The sequence below is a fragment of the Terriglobia bacterium genome (genome assembly GCA_020072565.1).
Lineage (GTDB): Bacteria > Acidobacteriota > UBA6911 > UBA6911 > UBA6911 > JAFNAG01.
In genome coordinates this window covers 21,368-37,452 of record JAIQGI010000053.1, presented here as the reverse complement: position 1 = coordinate 37,452, position 16,085 = coordinate 21,368, and the positions used below count along the sequence as shown (strand labels likewise).

Annotated in this window: 10 protein-coding genes; 3 read left to right on the top strand and 7 right to left on the bottom strand. The window is 59.9% G+C overall.

Annotated features, from left to right (window positions below; all coding sequences use genetic code 11):
* Positions 1-568 precede the first annotated feature (568 nt).
* From LAP85_24220 to LAP85_24205, 4 genes are all read right to left on the bottom strand, one after another.
* The gene (locus LAP85_24220) at positions 569-2,002 is read right to left on the bottom strand and encodes a hypothetical protein (protein ID MBZ5499517.1); all 1,434 of its coding nucleotides are present in this window, start codon (positions 2,000-2,002) and stop codon (positions 569-571) included.
* 200 nt (positions 2,003-2,202) lie between these two features.
* Positions 2,203-2,940 carry a Crp/Fnr family transcriptional regulator gene (locus LAP85_24215; protein ID MBZ5499516.1) on the bottom strand — a complete coding sequence of 246 codons (738 nt, stop codon included), beginning with the start codon at positions 2,938-2,940 and terminating at the stop codon, positions 2,203-2,205.
* 174 nt (positions 2,941-3,114) lie between these two features.
* Positions 3,115-5,316 (bottom strand): carboxypeptidase-like regulatory domain-containing protein, encoded by a 2,202-nt coding sequence (locus LAP85_24210; protein MBZ5499515.1) that lies wholly within the window; start codon positions 5,314-5,316, stop codon positions 3,115-3,117.
* Positions 5,313-7,259 carry a hypothetical protein gene (locus tag LAP85_24205; protein ID MBZ5499514.1) on the bottom strand — a complete coding sequence of 649 codons (1,947 nt, stop codon included), beginning with the start codon at positions 7,257-7,259 and terminating at the stop codon, positions 5,313-5,315. The genes LAP85_24210 and LAP85_24205 overlap by 4 nt, the downstream gene beginning before the upstream one ends.
* Positions 7,260-7,887: 628 nt before the next feature.
* Between LAP85_24205 and LAP85_24200 the strand changes: the two genes are divergently transcribed.
* The 3 genes from LAP85_24200 to LAP85_24190 all read left to right on the top strand — a co-directional run bounded on the left by LAP85_24200 (position 7,888) and on the right by LAP85_24190 (position 12,774).
* The gene (locus LAP85_24200) at positions 7,888-10,842 is read left to right on the top strand and encodes a hypothetical protein (GenBank protein ID MBZ5499513.1); all 2,955 of its coding nucleotides are present in this window, start codon (positions 7,888-7,890) and stop codon (positions 10,840-10,842) included.
* A gap of 186 nt (positions 10,843-11,028) precedes the next feature.
* Positions 11,029-12,258 carry an MFS transporter gene (locus LAP85_24195; protein ID MBZ5499512.1) on the top strand — a complete coding sequence of 410 codons (1,230 nt, stop codon included), beginning with the start codon at positions 11,029-11,031 and terminating at the stop codon, positions 12,256-12,258.
* A 78-nt stretch (positions 12,259-12,336) separates the two neighbouring features.
* Positions 12,337-12,774: a cupin domain-containing protein gene (locus tag LAP85_24190; GenBank protein ID MBZ5499511.1), complete on the top strand. Its 438-nt coding sequence runs from the start codon at positions 12,337-12,339 to the stop codon at positions 12,772-12,774.
* Positions 12,775-12,880: 106 nt separating this feature from the next.
* Here the strand turns inward: LAP85_24190 and LAP85_24185 are convergent, their stop codons facing one another.
* The 3 genes from LAP85_24185 to LAP85_24175 all read right to left on the bottom strand — a co-directional run bounded on the left by LAP85_24185 (position 12,881) and on the right by LAP85_24175 (position 16,068).
* On the bottom strand, positions 12,881-13,402 hold the full coding sequence (locus tag LAP85_24185) for an N-acetyltransferase (protein MBZ5499510.1): 522 nt from the start codon (positions 13,400-13,402) through the stop codon (positions 12,881-12,883).
* 201 nt (positions 13,403-13,603) lie between these two features.
* Positions 13,604-15,295, bottom strand: a complete 1,692-nt coding sequence (locus LAP85_24180) for a hypothetical protein (protein ID MBZ5499509.1) — start codon at positions 15,293-15,295, stop codon at positions 13,604-13,606.
* Complete coding sequence (locus tag LAP85_24175; protein MBZ5499508.1) at positions 15,292-16,068, bottom strand: ABC transporter ATP-binding protein; 777 nt, start codon at positions 16,066-16,068, stop codon at positions 15,292-15,294. Before LAP85_24175 ends, LAP85_24180 begins: the two co-directional genes overlap by 4 nt.
* Positions 16,069-16,085: the final 17 nt, after the last annotated feature.

Sequence of the window (16,085 nt, the reverse complement as noted above, 5' to 3'; positions counted from 1 at the left end):
TGTCATGTACAACGAAGAGATTCATATCCAATCGCTTCGAAATAAAGGGTCCGAGGTTTTGGACTTTATTGACAAGGCCGCATAGAGAATCATGAAATCAAAAATACTTGACAGACTACCTCAGATGTCTTCGGGCCTCCTCACGGCCAGAATATCAACCGTTGGACAGCCTCCTACGACTGGCCCCATTCACTGCCGGCACTTCGGGCTTTCTTCGGGCCTCCTCACGGCCAGAATATCAACCGTTGGACAGCCTCCTACGACTGGCCCCATTCACTGCCGGCACTTCGGGCTTTCTCGTAAGATCTTCAGGCTCCATTGCATTCCCCAAATCAGGCGCGAAGCGCCGGCAGTGCGTAGCCCCGCGCGTAAGCGCGGGGTTAGCACAGCCAATGGTCGAGGCCCGAAGGGCCGGCACTTACATGTCGTCCACCATTTGGAATCTCATTCCCATGCCCATTGGAGCCAGGGCGCGCATAGAGGATGAGATCCGTACAAGGTTCAGGTCATGCCGCCACACTCCAAAGGCTCCGCCTGTTTTCGAAACAGGGAAACGCTTCAAACACGATCACATGACGAAATCGAGTCCGGCCACGAACCCGCTCGGGCGGAATAACAGGTTCGTCCCGGGGACCGGTTTTCTCCAGCGATACTGATATTCCAAACCGAACTTGATGTTGGCGCGAATCAGGATCTGAAGGCCCGGGCTGAATCGATTGCGGGAAAACCGTTGCGATGCGCCGTTGAAGAAATCCGCCGGCGAGTTCACCACGTCATAGCGCATGAGCGCAATCGCCCAGGGATAGAGCCAGTATTGCGTTTGGACGAACCCGCCGCTGAAGTTCACTGCGGGACCATGATCCAGAGTGAAGGTGGCAGGATCCGGGACCAGGTTGGAATCATGGCCGAACATTCCGAGCCCGTACATTTCGAAATCGCTGCGGAATCGGAAACGGAAGTATCCCCCGACACGATAGTAGGGCTCATTGATATCCGCGAAACCAGGAAACAACTGGCGGTCGGTGTTGAGCACGTTGCGCCCGTAGCCGTAGAAAGCGCCGATTCGCAGTGAGGTGTGATCATGGGGACCGGTCGCCCCGGCCGCCTGCACCTCTCTGCGCGCTGCGCGGTCACGCTCGAGATTGAACTGCTGGAAAACGTGAGCATATACGCTCTTACTGTTGTTGGCGGGGGTGCTGTCGTTGCTTCCGTTCACGAGGGCGACCGACCAGTTGAAATTTCCATCGTTTGGATAACCGCCGAATTCGAAACCGCGCTGCGGTACGCCCAGCGTGAATGGGTTGTTCGTAGTGCCGAGCACCCCGGCGACTGACGTCTGATCGTAAATATCGTAGTCGCTGAGATTGATGGTGCGCGCCTGTGTGAAGGGCAGATCCAATTCAAACTGCCCGAAGCGCACGTTCAGTGCATCTTTGGGCAGGCCCAGGTAGTGGCCAATGTCATTGGCCTTCAAGTAACCGTCACCGAGCCCGCCGTCGGCTCCTGAACCTCCCGCGGAAATGTCGTCGTCGATCCACCAGGAGAGTCTTTGCCCAAAACTTCCGGCCGTTATGGCCGTGAAGGTATTGGGTGAGAACAGGTCCGTCCTGGGCTGGAATCCCAGGGCCAGCGGCTGCTTGTTGTTGTAATTGAAGAAGCCGGAGTACCTGAGAGCGACCGGTATGGTGCCGGGAATTTCACCGGGGAACACCGCCTTGGGAAATACCTCGCGCTGAGCCTTGGCTCCCAGCAAAACGGGAGGTTCCTTGACGAAGGTTTCGTCGTCCTTAGGAAATTTGAGACCATTTTTTTTGAAGGCCCATCCGAAATCATTGAGCTCCGGGAAATCGTTGTGACAAGTCGTGCAGGAAGTTCCGTATTTGCGGGAGAAGTAAGGAATGGCCAGCGCGCTCGGTGTTCCCAGCAGGAACAGGTAAGCAAAGCCGGCAAACAGAAACGCAAAAAGCGTGGACGCCGCATAAGCTTTTTTACTAAGGGGCATGGCGGTTGTCTCCTTGCAGATCAGGATCCCTTGGGGCCCCCCCGCTGTTCAGTGACGGGCGCACCCGTTGAGCGTGACGGCCGTCACAGTGCCGCGGATCGGGCAGGCGGGCCTGTGTGAGGGCGCAGGATGGCAGAAGTTTCGCTGGGATAGATCATGCCTTCACAGATGCTGAATTACGACAATTGCAGGAAAGGCAGTCAGAAGTATTTATAAGAAGTCAAACCGCGAAGTTGCTGAGGCTGCAAGATGACAATCGTGCCGCCCCTGACTCGTATCAGTTGTTTGCGTTTGAAGTCTCCCAGGACGCGACTGACTGTTTCGCGCGCAGCACCGATGCTTTCCCCGATTTCCTCGTGGGTCATGTGGACGGCCAGGCGCATGCCTTCCTCCACCAGCTCGCCGTGCTGCTCTGCCCAGGCCAGGAGAAACTGCGCCACCTTGACCTGAGTGCCCGGGGCCAGGGCCAACAGTCGTGTTTGATCATAAGCCTTGTGAAGCTCCATGCTGAGGTGCCTGGAGACATTGAGAGACAAGTCGGGGTGCGCACGAAGAAGCTGAAGAAACTGCAGCCTCGGAATGAAGCTCACCTGGCAGTGAGACAGAGTCTCGGCCCTCATGGCATAGGGTTCATTGGCAACGATGCTGCTGAGCCCCAGAGATTCACCACGCTCCACGATGCGCAGGCTGACTACGTGTCCTGTTGAAGAGCCGACGCTCAATTTAGCCTGGCCGGAGCAGAGAATGAACAGCCCGCGCGGCGCTTCTCCCTCGACAAACAGCACTGCCCCGCGCGGATACAGAGAAGATTGTCGCAGCGAGTTCAACGCGGCCACGGTTCCCTGAGGGAGCCGGCAGAACGGCCCCTTCTCACGCATTGCACAGCTGGAGCAGCTTTCGACGACACTCACATTGTAGGGGACGCGATGTTCCAGCATGGACACCTGCAATCGTTACCCGTCACGACCACCTTATGGGATCTCCGGGGCTGGGTGGGAACTCCTCGATTCGGCCGGAAGCGGAAGAAGAACTGATCTGCTGCACCGCCCTGAGATCACGCCTAGTATTAGCATAGTACAAGACCGGACTTGTTCAAGTGCGCTGTCGGCTGTCTACCTCCCCCTGTATCTGAAAGTCACCTTGGTCTCTTCGTCCAGCACAAGCGGCCGAACGAACCGGAACGAAGTGCCGGCACGCGGCACATCCACCCGCACCGGCAACACCCCGGCGACGCGCCGCTGCAGATTGGTGACATTGGCTGAAGCGACGTTCACCGCCTGCTGGGCATTCTTCTTAAGGTCGTTGGCGATCCTCTGGGATTCCATTGCCGCGTTAGCCGATGTGACGGTAACAGTCTCCATCGTACCTCCCACTTGAAGCGCGATATTGTAATTCGCTGGGCGGCTGGCATCGTAGGCAATTTCGCGGACGCTGTTTTTGAAACCCGGCATGTCGGCAGTGATTCGAATGCGGCCCGAAGGCAGGTTTGAGGCAACCCAACGGCCCGCCTCGTCGGTGACGGTTCTGGTTGTGGCGCCGCTATCCAGGTGGAGGATGTTCACGGTCGCCCCTGGGATCACGCCGCCCGACGGATCCACAATCGTTCCCCCCAACTGGCCGGGAAGCATCGCCCCGCTATAAAAGCCTGCGATCGCAGAGGTGCGGGCATCCGCCGCGGCCGCTTCATCTTCGGCTGCGAGTCGAGCATCCGGTATCAACAGACCAGCGGAGAGCACATTTCCGCCGAAGTCTTTCACCGCGTAGCGCCCGGGCAGAAAGACCTCCCAACGCAGCACGCTGATCGGCACGTCCAATCCAGGCAGGGTCAGCTCCGCATCCCCCTTTTTGGCGAACGGGGCGCCCGAGTGCATGAAGACGAAAGAGACATCGTAGGCATCGGCCGGGCGGAACCCGGTACGCAGCAGGGGAACGCGACTGCCGTCGGAACCTTCGACCGGCTTGACGCTCTCGCCGCCGACATCGGCGGACACGATCACCGCCCCGGGTGGCAAGGCGACTTTCAAGAACGGCTGGGCGTGGTTTTTCAGTCTCAGCTTTATTTCCGTGAGCGATTTCCCCTCGGATGTCACCAGCGTAGTGACTTCGGCTCGTTCTGCGACGGCGGCCAGCACGCTGCTGTCCGGAAAGCGATTCCATTGGAGCGCCAGACTCGGAACTTCGTTCGGCCGCCGGTGATACCGAAACGCGCCTTGCAGGGGATTCCGTGCGAGTGAGCGCAGGAAGGCATTGACTTCCTTCAGATCCATGCGCCGCAGACCGCCACCTTCCTTTGCGTCGAGTTCGATGGTTCCGGTGGCCTCGATCAGGACTTCCCCGGTTTCCCGCTGGGTCCCTTTGAAGCTGATAATCGGGACCTCGACCTGGGAACCGGCCATCGATTTTTCCATGGAAATTAGCACCTGGTGGCGCGCGGTGCCGTTTACGTTCAGGATCAGGTACCCTGATTTCGTCTCACTCGATTGCAGCGAGGCGCCTGTGACTCCCGTGATTTCATAACCTGCAGGCACCTCGATCTCAAATTGGGAAGGTTCGCCCTGTAGAACGGTGATGTCGGACAGCGCCGCCAATCTGATTTCGGCTTCTCCCACTGAAACGAGAGTCTTCACATCGGACAGAAAACGTATCTCCCGCGGAGCAGCGACTGCCGCGATTTCCCGCGTTGCCCACCATATGCTTGCGGGCTGCCCCGGTACGAGGGTTGCGTCCACGACCGTCCGGTTGTTGTTCGATGTTCGGTTGGTAATCAGCCCGGGATTGATCCTTACGTTGGTGTGGTCGCCGGGGATTTCCAGTACGAGGTGTGCCGTTCCTGCAGAAGGCACGGGCAAGACGAACGATGCGCGCCCAGCCTCGATGGTCATTGCCAGCGCCGCCTCCAGCGCCACGGAAAATTCGCCGGGGCCGGCGAGCACGGCAAACTGAGTTCCCCCTTGTTGTTGAAGAGGCAAGGCTCTTGTTTCGAGACGCGCATCCATGATGGTCATTCCGCTTATCAGAGGCACCTTGACTGTGCCCTTTTCGAAGATTTCGCCTTCAAGCTGAACCGTTCCGCGTACCAGTTCGTTGGTCGCCCGCAGTTGCAATTCAGCGCGTTTGATCGCATGCCGGATGGGGGGCGGATTGGGCTTAGTGGGAGGTTTGCCGGCCAGCTCCACCAGTCGATTGAACTCGTCCAGAGGCATCGTGACATTGCCCGCAGGCGGGATCGGGGGAGCGGTTTTCTCCTGTGCGAGAATGGCGGCGGACATGGTAACAGTTGCGACCAGAACGATTGAGAGCGTGCTGCTTTTCATTTCATCCCTCCCTTCTTGCCGGTCCGCTGATAGCTCAATTCCACGGTGGGCGTCTGGTTTTCACCTGTCAGTTCGGACATCAGGAAAATGGATGAGCCGACAACAGGAAAAGAGATTTTGATCGGAAGAATGCCTGCGCCCCTGCCGGTTTGAGCTTCAATCTTAAAACGATCCACCAGGGCTTGCATGGCATCGTTTCTTGCGTCGGGCGCCAGCTGAGACGGCGGTTTGCTTTCCGGTAACGAAGAGCGCTCCAGCTTTTTTGCCAGAACCGAGGAAGAGGGATCCACATAGGATTCGGCATGGAACGATCCGGGTTCAGTCGATATTCTGAACAGGGGCGGATACTGCAATCGCAGTCCAGTCCGCGAAACCGGCAGATCCAGTTTCGGCAGAGGGACAAGGACCTTGCCTCTTTCGTCCCATGGCTTGCCTGCCCAGACATACAAGATCTCAACGGCAAAGCCGGACGCCTCCTCGCCGCCGCGCGCCTTTTCGAGGGGGAGCAGCAGGCCTCCATCCGATGCCTGGCCCGGCCGGACCGCCGTTCCAGACAAGGTGGCGCTCCACAGCCGCGCACCCGCCGGCAGTGTGATCTTGAGGAAGTTCCTTTGGTTGTTGCGTACCGCGAACCGGCCTTGCACCAGTGTCTTGCCCTCGTTCGTCATGAGAACTTCATAGCGGGCTTCTTCGACATTGGCCATCAGCACAGCCTGCTGGGCATACCGGACTACATTTATGTTGAGCATCCTCCCTGCTTTCGGATCGACGCTGCGAAAACGGAACGCAAGGAGCGAAGGAGACTGGCGGCTGGATACCATCTCACCCAGGTCGGAGGCATCGGCGTTTTCAAGACCCTGCAACCTTCTATCCTTGATTTCGCCGGCGCCCAGGACTTCGACTGCGATTCCGCCCGTTTCCCGTTCGGTATTTGCCAGCCGGAGGATCGGAATCTCGATTTGGCCGTCACGCGGGCTGCGGGTTTCGCCGTTAACAACAAAACGGGCGTTTTGCTCGACGGGTTCGAGGAAGGTAATGGCGAGTTCGCTCCCCTTCATTTCCCAGTCCGCAACCATCGCCCCGGAGACCTGGTTGATGTCGACCTTCTCCGGAATCGTCACCCTGATTTCGGCTGTGGCACCCTGGATGATTTCCACATTCACCTCAGCGTTGACCGACGTCGAGTCTTCGCCGAGACCCACCACCTCTGTGAGAGATCCGCGCATGCGCAAGGGTTGGCTGTTGCGGTGATCGTCGGTCTTCCGGCGCCAGGCAAACGTGAGCGGCTGAATTCCGTTCCCGTATGCGAGCCACCTGCTTTCCGTCGCCGACTCGGACGCCTCAACCAGCACGCCGCCGCTCAGCTTGACGTCCATTCCCTGGCGCGAGAGCTGCACCAATGCCCGTGTGACGCCGGACATGGTGCTGGGAAGAGCTATGCTTTCATTGCCGGCATTGGATGCGACCGGAACCGCCACGTCAAGAATAAGCATATAGCGGCCCGGGCGTGGCAGAATCACAGACAAGGGGCCGGCGCCTTTTTCCCCTCCGCCGGATACCAGGGAAAGTAGCTTGCCGTCAAGTTTGGCCTCGCGGACATAGAGACCGGAGGGAATCGGGACGCGCACCCAACCGTCTTTAATGACGTCAACGGTAAGGCTGGCTTGTCCAGTGGCGAGTTCGCCGTTGACGTGCAGATCATAATCCACCCGAGTCAGGGTGGCTTCGACGGGCAACACGTCTGAATCGCGCTCGGTCGGAAATGCCAGGGCTCGGAGTCTTTTGTATTCATCCACCGGAATTACAACCCAACCTGAAGATCGGGATGAATCCTGTGCCGAACAGGTGCCCGGCCGCAGAAGAAAGCCAAAGGCGGCAACTCCGCACCAGACGGCCGCAAGTAGGAACATCCTATTCGGACGCCACATAATCAGCCTTGCCATTACACTCTCCTCCTGATCGGGAAAACATGATTCGCTCTCTGGCGATGCCCAGCTGCGCCGGGGCTCGCGGTGTTCGCGATATTTGAGGGAGTCGTATCCTCACAACTATCACTGCCCATGATTGCATTCAAATGGTTAGTTGGGACGAGTTTCCACAAAAGCCTAAAACACGCGAAGCGGGAATGCAAACATCTTCGCTGTGGTTTTGTCCGGCTGCGGTGCCCGACATGCCGCGAACGCCTTTTGTTGCCACTTGGTTGCAAGCGAAGGTGTTTTCGCCCGGCCGGCCACCAGAAGCGCCCTGCTCTAACGCAGATCATTCATGAATATGCGATCAAAAGGCCGTTTTGGACGCGGGGGAACGCTGACAGACGCTGACCGTTCGGTTTTGGTCGGCGGGCAGGAGCTCCTGCCGTTCATCCGCGTCCAATTTTGTTGCTTTTTGCCGAGGTGCGGTTCTGCTTCATGAATGTTTCAGGCTAAGGCCTGACACCAGATCTGCAGTTTCCCCTTGTCGCCCTGCCGAAAGAACCTTTAAGATGCGCGCAACCGTATCCATGCGAGGGCCCAGCCGTGGCCGGCGCGCCCGGCGGTCCTAACGAAGGAGGGAACCATGACAATCAGTTGGATGAGAAGAATCGCCATCCGCTGTGCTGTTTTTGCATGCCTGGTTGTGCTGTCGTCGGGCGGCAGCATGATTGCCCAGAACCAGAAAGCCGCGGTGAAACCCGAAGCTGTTCAGAAGGTGGACGAGGAGTACACCGCGAAGATCAAGGAGTACACGCGGGACCCGCGCATCCTGACGGAGCTCGTGGATCACCTGCCCGCGTCTGCCACCGTGCCCACGCCGCTCAAGGCCCTCGGTCGCATCCCCGGCACGCCGGACGAGCTCACCTACTACAAAGACATCAAGGCTTATTTCGAGACCCTTGCCAAGGCGGCGCCCGGCCGCTCAAGACTCTTCACAATCGGCAAGAGCGAGGAAGGCCGCGACATGATCGTCATGGCCATCGCCGATGAGGCGACGATCAAAACGCTCGACAACTACAAAAGGATCCTGGCCGACCTTACCGATCCACGGAAATTGACCGATGCGCAGGCACAGCAACTCATTGCGACCGGCAAGCCTATTTACTGGGCGACCGGCAACCTGCACTCGGGTGAGACGGGGAGCGCCGAGATGCAGATGGAACTTGCCTATCGGCTGATCGTCGAAGAGACGCCGTTTATCCAGAACATCCGCACCAACACGATCGTTTTCCTCACCCCAGTAGTTGAAGTGGACGGCCGCGAGAAGGTCGTGGACAACCTGTACTACCAGAAAAAGACCGGCAAACGCATGCCGCTCCTCTGGTGGGGGCAGTATGTTGCCCACGACAACAACCGCGACGGTCTGGGGCTGGGACTGAAGCTGACTCAGAACGTGCTCCGCACCTACCTCGAATGGCATCCCACGGTAATGCACGACCTGCACGAATCTCAGGATTACCTGTACGCGTCGACGGGCGCCGGGCCCTACAACACGGCGGTCGACCCCGTGCTGACCAACGAGTGGTGGCAGATCTCGGAATACGAGGTCGCCGAAATGACCAAGCGCGGCGTGCCGGGTGTATGGACCGGTTCGTTCTACGACGGCTGGGTGCCCAACTACCTCTTCTGGATCGCCAACCTGCACAACTCGATCGGCCGGTTCTACGAAACCGAGAGCTACGGCCCGGCGAACCGCGAGGTGGCCACCTCGAGCAGCAAGGAGTGGTACCGGCCGAACCCGCCGCTGCCGCGCATCAACTGGGGCCCGCGCAACAACGTGAACATCCAACAGTCGGGGCTGCTCCTGGCGCTGCAGTTTACGGCCAAAAACCACGAGATGCTCCTCGAGAACTATTATTTGAAGAACAAGCGCGCAGTCGCCCTGGGCAAGGACGGCCCCCTGTACGCCTGGGTGATCCCAGCCGGCCAGCGCCGCCGCGGCGAGGCCGCCAGCCTGGTGAACCTGCTCCGGCAGGAAGGCATCGAGGTGCATACCGCCAACAGCGGCTTCACCGCCGGCAACGTGCAGGTGGCCGCGGGCGACTATGTCGTCCGGATGGATCAGCCTTACAGCCGCTGCGCCGTCAACTTCCTCGACACCCAGTTCTTCTCGCCGGCCAACCCGAGCCCGTACGACGACACCGGCTGGTCGCTCCCGCTGCTGCGCAACGTGAAGGTGGCGAAGATCGAGGACAAGACGGTGCTCAGCCAGCCGATGACCCTGCTCGCGGCAGACGCAAAGGTACCGGGGACGATCACCGGTTCTGGCAGCGTGATCATCGTCGACCACAATGGGGACACCAGCCTCGCGCCGTTCCGTTTCGCGAACAGGGACGTCAAGATGCAGGCGGCCGAAGAGGCGTTCGAGGCCGCCGGCCGCAAGTTCATTGCCGGCGCGATTATCATCCCGAATGCCGACAGGGCTGCGCTGGAAGCGTCGATCAAGGAGTATGGTCTAGCCGCCTATGCGGTCGAATCGGCGCCGGCCGTGAAGATGCATGAGATGGTGACGCCGAGGATCGGCTACGTGCACTCCTGGTCGAATACCCAGAACGAGGGCTGGGTGCGGATGACGTTCGATAAGATGAAGATTCCCTACACTTTTTTCGGTGACACGAAATTGCGCGAGCCGAACCTGCGGCAGAGGTACGACGTGATCATCTTCCCTCACGTCGGCGGCACGGCCGAATCGCAGGTGAACGGCGTGCAGGGCGCCGAACCGATCCCATACAAGAAAACGGATCTGACACCGAACCTGGGCGTCCAGGATTCGGCCGATGACATCCGCGGAGGCATGGGCTTCGAAGGGCTCATCAATTTGATGAAGTTTGTTCAAGAGGGTGGCCTGCTTATCACCGAGGGCTCGACTGCGACCATTTTCCCCGACTACCACCTCGTCAGCGGAGTCACCATCGAAGAGCCGACAGGCCTCTTTGCGCGCGGTGTCGTGATGAAATCGCAGTTCGTGGACAGGAACAGCCCGATCGCCTACGGCTACGATAGCGACAACCTTGCGGTCTACTTCAGCTCGGGACCCGTGCTGAACGCGGGCGGTGGCGGATTCGGTGGCGGATTTGGTGGTGGTGGCGGGCGCGGCGGCAGCCAGATTCCCGGCGTCGGCATGAATCTGAATCCGAATGCGGTCCAGCCGACGTTGACGACGCTCGACGGCCCTCCACCGGCGCAAACCGGGGCTCGCGGCGGTGTGCCCGGCGCACCTGGTGGCGGCGGACGCGGCGGGGGCGGTGGCGGCCGGGGTGGCGCGGGCGGCGGCGATCAGGCGCAGCAGCCGCGCGTGATCCTGCGCTTCCCGAACGATCCGAACGACCTGCTGCTCAGCGGCGGCCTCGTCGGCCAGCAGGCGCTCGCCGGCCGCGCACTGGTGATCGATGCGCCGCTCGGCAAGGGCCACGTCGTGATGTTTGCCAACCGCCCGTTCTGGCGCTACGAGACACACGGCAGCTTCAACCTGGCGTTCAACGCGATCCTGAACTGGAACCACCTCGACGCCGGCGCCGCTCAGCCCGCCGCCCGGACGCGGGATCCACAATAGGAAACCCGGGGACGTCCCAGCCGTTTACTTGTTTTCACGGAGCTGCGGTTTTACGAAAGGTGTTCACTCGAAAGCCGGGGGATGTCCCCGTTCACCTGTTTTGGGAAGCGGCGGACTTGTTGACAATAGAACGCGGACTTGAGGACTCAGGAAGCTGCGAGGACTGTGCGGGGATTGCGCTGGTGGATGATCAGCCTGGTATTCCTGGCAACGCTGATCAACTTTGTTGACCGGCTTACCATCTCTGTGCTTGCTCCGGTGATTACGGTTCAGCTCGGTCTGACGAATCTCCAGTTCGCGAGCATCAGCACGTGGTTTCTGATCGCCTACACTGCTAGCCAGGGTTTATCAGGCAAGCTCTACGACCGCGTCGGAACGCGATGCGGATTTACCGTTTCCATCCTGATCTGGTCAGCAGCGGCCGTGGGCCACGCATTCGTGCGTGGCCTGGCCAGCCTGAGTTGTCTGCGCTTTATTCTCGGGATCGGCGAAGCGGGCAATTGGCCCGGCGCAGCCAAGGCGATCGCCGAGTGGTTTCCGGCACGCCAGCGCGCTCTCGGCATGGGCGTCTTCAACAGCGGTGTGTCTGTCGGCTCCATCCTGGCGCCCCCGTTGATTGTCTGGCTGCAGTTGCAGTTTGGATGGCAAACGACGTTTATAGTCACTGGCGGGCTCGGATTTGGCTGGCTGATTTTGTGGCTGCTTTTTTATGACACGCCGGAGCATCACCGGGCAATTTCCCGTGAAGAGTACGCATTCATCAAGGAAGGCAGGCCTCTGACCTCCCAATCCCAATCCGTGAGCTGGCGGCAACTCCTGGCGTACCGCGAGGTGTGGGCGATCGTGATCTCACGATTTCTGACCGATCCGGTCTGGTGGTTGTACATCACATGGCTGCCGCTCTATCTTTCCACGGTGCGCGGCTTCAGCCTGAAGCAGATCGGGATGTTCGCCTGGCTCCCCTATGTGGCAGCGGATGCCGGAAGCTTGCTGGGCGGCTGGGCTTCAGGTTACCTCATGGGTCGGGGACTCAGCACAAACGCGGCGCGGAAGATTGTGATGGCAGCAGGTGCGCTGCTGATGCTGGCCGGTATCCCGGCTGCGCTTTCGAGAAGCGCCATAAGCGCGTTGGCATTCATCAGCGTGGTGACATTTGGATTTCAGAGTTGGATCAATAATCTACAGACCACGCCGAGTGATTTTTTCCCTGAGCAGGAAGTCGCGTCCGTTGCCGGGCTGGGAGGAGTGGGCGCGGGCATTGGAGCAATTCTGTTCACCCTGACAACCGGATGGGTGGTCGACAGACTTCATTCGTATACCCCCATTCTGATTGCGGCAGGTCTGCTTCCTGTGCTGGGCACGGCGGTATTTTTCTCCCTCGGGGGTGAAATCCGCAGGTTAAAGCCCGCCCGGTGATTGACGTGAGGCGAGAGGAACGGTGGGCGACAATGACGGACGGTGGAAACCAGATCCGCCTGAAAGGGGTATCGCGAAATGCAGAGAAACAAGTTCGTATTCAGTACGAAAGAAACTGTCCGTTATCGTTTCCCCACGCACGTCAACGATCTGGTGATGGACCGGGCCGAGGCGGAAACGTCCGAGGTATTCCTCGTCGTGCTCGAACCTGGCGAAGGCCCGCCCCTGCACGTTCATCATGATACGGAACAGATCTTTTACATAATGGAAGGCGCCGGCGTTTTGCAGGTTGGCGAACTGCTGCAGTCATGTCCGGTGAATCCGGGAGACGTCGTGCGTATTCCGCCGCATACTCTTCATCGCGTTCAATGCCAGGGTTCACATGCACTGCGCTACTTGAGTGTGGATTGCTTCGTGGGCGGCAGACCCGCGGAGGAGCCGACATGGGAGAGCCACGTAAAGGCAATGTGCGCCCAAAACGGTTGGAATTTCGACGACATCTTCAGGAATAAATAGCGACATCGCTTCGCAGGCGCCTGCAACTCGACGGCGCCCCAAGCGGAAAACCCGGAGCGACCATTTGCAGATATAGTACTTGGCACGCCGGTTGTTTTCCGATTCCTCATGCTGGCAGATTATTGCTGTTGAACTCATCCCTGCACTTCACCACGCCGGACACACCCTCCATGGCAACCGCGTCCAGGATGAGCACCATGAAAGCCTCGTCCGGGACTCCCTGCCACCGGCATGCGAGGCCATGGGCGGACCCACGCTCGAACCCGAAGCGCGGATAGTAATCAGGATGACCGAGCACGACCACGAACGGACAGCCGCGCTCGCGGAGTATCTCCAGTCCGCCCCTCACCAGTGCCGAGCCGATGCCTTGCCGCTGGCGCTCCGGCATGACTGCCATCGGCGCCAATCCCATCCCGACGATGCGGCGCCCCGGCCCCTCGACTACCGCCGGCGTGAAGAGGATGTGGCCCACGACCTCATTGTCCTCCGCCACCAACGACAGGGAGTCCCCACAGGCCTGTCGGAGTCTGTCGACAATGTCAGCCTCCGTGGGCTGGCCGAATGCCCGCTCGTTGACCGTACGGACTTGGGAAACGTCTTGCGGCCTTTCGACTCTGATCGCGATCATGCCTTTCTCCCAGGTGGCCAGGTGGGGTCGGACCGTCGGCACGCACGCCGTCGGAGACAAGGGGATTGACTGGGCCGTCGACTCTTACAAGGAAGCGCTCGACGCCACGAAGATGCGATGCCTGCGCGCTTCGATCATTCACGCCAACATCCCGACCGATCATGCCATACATTCCAATGCCCGCCCAGGGTGGGTCGCTCATCAATTGGAGTCGAGCGGTTTGAAGAGGCGCGACGGGCCGAGGCCGAGCGCAATGAGATTGGCGCGAAATTCTTTGGCCATGTGCCGGAGTGAAAACCGTGTCAGCACAAGGGCCAGCAACGCGACCGCAACGGTGGCGATGAAGGCGGCTGTGTGACTCCGGAATATCAGCCACTGCAGGAACGCCAGGACCGCAGCGCAGGGTGCGCTGATCAGCATCACCGGCGTCAGGTCAGCCTGGGCCGACACGCGCACGGGATTGGCGAAGGGAAGGCCATCCATCAGAAAAAACTCCGCGCTCAAATACAGTGATGCCATCGCGGTGCTGAAAATAACGAACAGCAAGGCGTCTCTCCACCCCCAGAACCAGATCGCCGGAAACATGAGCAGCAGATGCGCAATCCCGATGCAAGGCAGCCAGAGGGAGCAGTAGACGCCCCGGGTGAAAGCCCCCATGTTCCGGAAGGGCAGGGTGAGAAACACGGCGGCACCTTGAGGCTGGTCGGTCTGCGACAGAAGGGCGATCGGATACAGGAGCATAAAGGCGAGTGCGTGCGGCAACGCGTGAAGCGGCGCGAACCGGCCCGGCGCAAAGGGTGAGACGCCGATTTGAGTGAAACCGATAAAACACATCGCGATGATCGGCGTGACTACCATCGGCAGAGCCTGGCGTTTGAGGTTCCAATCACGTCGCAACATGATTCCGGTGAAAGCGCAGGCACCGGTCCCGGCGGGAGAGCCGGAGGCCGACCGGACCAGGCGCCGGATCCACCCGGTCCGCGGTCGCGCGTCGGCGGCACGAGCGTGCCCCTGTACGAGCATTGTGGCGCGCGCCAGGTATTCGAAGCCGAAGGAACGCAGCCCGAGCGCGATCAACAGGCCCGTCACCGCTGCTGCCAGGATTGCCATCCAGATATGAAAGCCAGGCGCGGCGTGGCCCAGGAGCGCAATCGAGACAAACCAGTTCGGCGGAAACCACGCCCAGTGGGCGGGCTGCAAATGCGCCTTTCTTAGTGTCGATATCGCCGAACCGGCCGCGCCGCCCAACATCGGCACGAGGGCGAACAGGGATACCTGAATCCCCATGGCAACCCCTTTCAGTCTCTCCGGTGCGACAAAATGATATAGCCATCCATAGCCGCCACAAATGACGAAGGCGAGGAAAAATCCGGCCAGGTAAGAGGCCAGCATGAGGGTGAGAGGGAAAAACCACCGGGCGCCCGGGAGCAACAGGCCCGCCAGTGCCGGCAAGGCGTTGCTCGCCGTGACGATCAGGAACACAACAAGGATCAGGTGGCTGGCCTTCGCCGCAGCGTACGTCAAGCCACCGATCGGCATGTGGGCAAGCACGGAAGCTTCCTGCGGATTCAAGAGACTGTTGGCGGCGTCGCCCATCACTATCACAAAAAGCTGAAACACCGTAAGCCCCATAGGGAAGAGGATGTAGGTGGCGAGAGAAGGGTGGGAGAGAACGATCAGGCAGGGGAAGAGGCTCATGAACACGCAGAAGCCGACCATTATGCCCAACCCGATGGTGGTGATCGCGCCTCTCAGTTCGTAGCGCCCGGCGAGAGTGTCGAACAGATCGATCAGCAGACAGTATTGCCGCGCCTGGATGCCGGCTCGTTCCAGCAGCCGGCGCACCGTGGTGTGTTCAAGGATGCGATTCCGCAACTGCGCGATGGCGCTCACAGCTTCATGGCCTCCAGGATGCCTCCGACCAGGGGCCCGGTGGAAGAGGCTTGAGTCAACGAACGGAAAGCATCCTCGAGGGTTTCGCGGCCTCCGGTCGCTTTCAGCTCCTCCGGGGTGCCGTCCGCGATCAGGCTGCCCTTGTGGATGATCAGCACGCGGTCGCAGACGCGCTCGACCACGTCGAGGACATGCGAGCTGTAAAAAACCGCGCGCCCGTCGCGAGCCAGCGCCGCCAGCAGGTCCTTGACCAGCATGGAACTCATGACGTCGAGTCCGGAGAGAGGCTCGTCGAGCAGCAGAATCTGCGGATCGTGAATAAGCGCCGCCGCGATCAGCACCTTCTGGCGCATTCCCTTGGAGAAGGTGACGAGACGGCGGAATCGTTCCTTGCTCAGTTCGAACACTTCGAGCAGCTGCGAGATCTTGCGCTGGAGCTTTTTCTCCTCGATTTCATGGAGGCGGCCGCAGAGCTCCAGAAATTCCTTCGCGCTCAGGCTTTCATACAGCGCGGCATTCTCGGGAACATAACCCAGGATGTGTTTCGCCTGATCCCGATCCTCCGGAAGGGTGAAATCCTGGACCCGGATTTTGCCGCTGCCGGAAGTAAGTATGCCCGCGAGGATTTTCAGTGTGGTGCTTTTCCCGGCGCCGTTGGCGCCCAGCAAGCCCAGGACCTCTCCGGCTCGCAGCTGAAATGTCAACCCGTGCAGGACTTCGCCCTGGTCATAGCTGAAGCACAATCCTTCCGCCTGGATCGCAAAGCCGTTCATGCGCCTCTTATATCACG

What these genes read in the sequence shown, in the direction of transcription:
- LAP85_24220 (MBZ5499517.1), bottom strand. Translation starts at nt 2,002, where the DNA reads ATGCCCCTTAGTAAAAAAGCTTATGCGGCGTCCACGCTTTTTGCGTTT.
- LAP85_24215 (MBZ5499516.1), bottom strand. Translation starts at nt 2,940, where the DNA reads ATGCTGGAACATCGCGTCCCCTACAATGTGAGTGTCGTCGAAAGCTGC.
- LAP85_24210 (MBZ5499515.1), bottom strand. Translation starts at nt 5,316, where the DNA reads ATGAAAAGCAGCACGCTCTCAATCGTTCTGGTCGCAACTGTTACCATG.
- LAP85_24205 (MBZ5499514.1), bottom strand. Translation starts at nt 7,259, where the DNA reads ATGGCAAGGCTGATTATGTGGCGTCCGAATAGGATGTTCCTACTTGCG.
- LAP85_24200 (MBZ5499513.1), top strand. Translation starts at nt 7,888, where the DNA reads ATGAGAAGAATCGCCATCCGCTGTGCTGTTTTTGCATGCCTGGTTGTG.
- LAP85_24195 (MBZ5499512.1), top strand. Translation starts at nt 11,029, where the DNA reads ATGATCAGCCTGGTATTCCTGGCAACGCTGATCAACTTTGTTGACCGG.
- LAP85_24190 (MBZ5499511.1), top strand. Translation starts at nt 12,337, where the DNA reads ATGCAGAGAAACAAGTTCGTATTCAGTACGAAAGAAACTGTCCGTTAT.
- LAP85_24185 (MBZ5499510.1), bottom strand. Translation starts at nt 13,402, where the DNA reads ATGATCGCGATCAGAGTCGAAAGGCCGCAAGACGTTTCCCAAGTCCGT.
- LAP85_24175 (MBZ5499508.1), bottom strand. Translation starts at nt 16,068, where the DNA reads ATGAACGGCTTTGCGATCCAGGCGGAAGGATTGTGCTTCAGCTATGAC.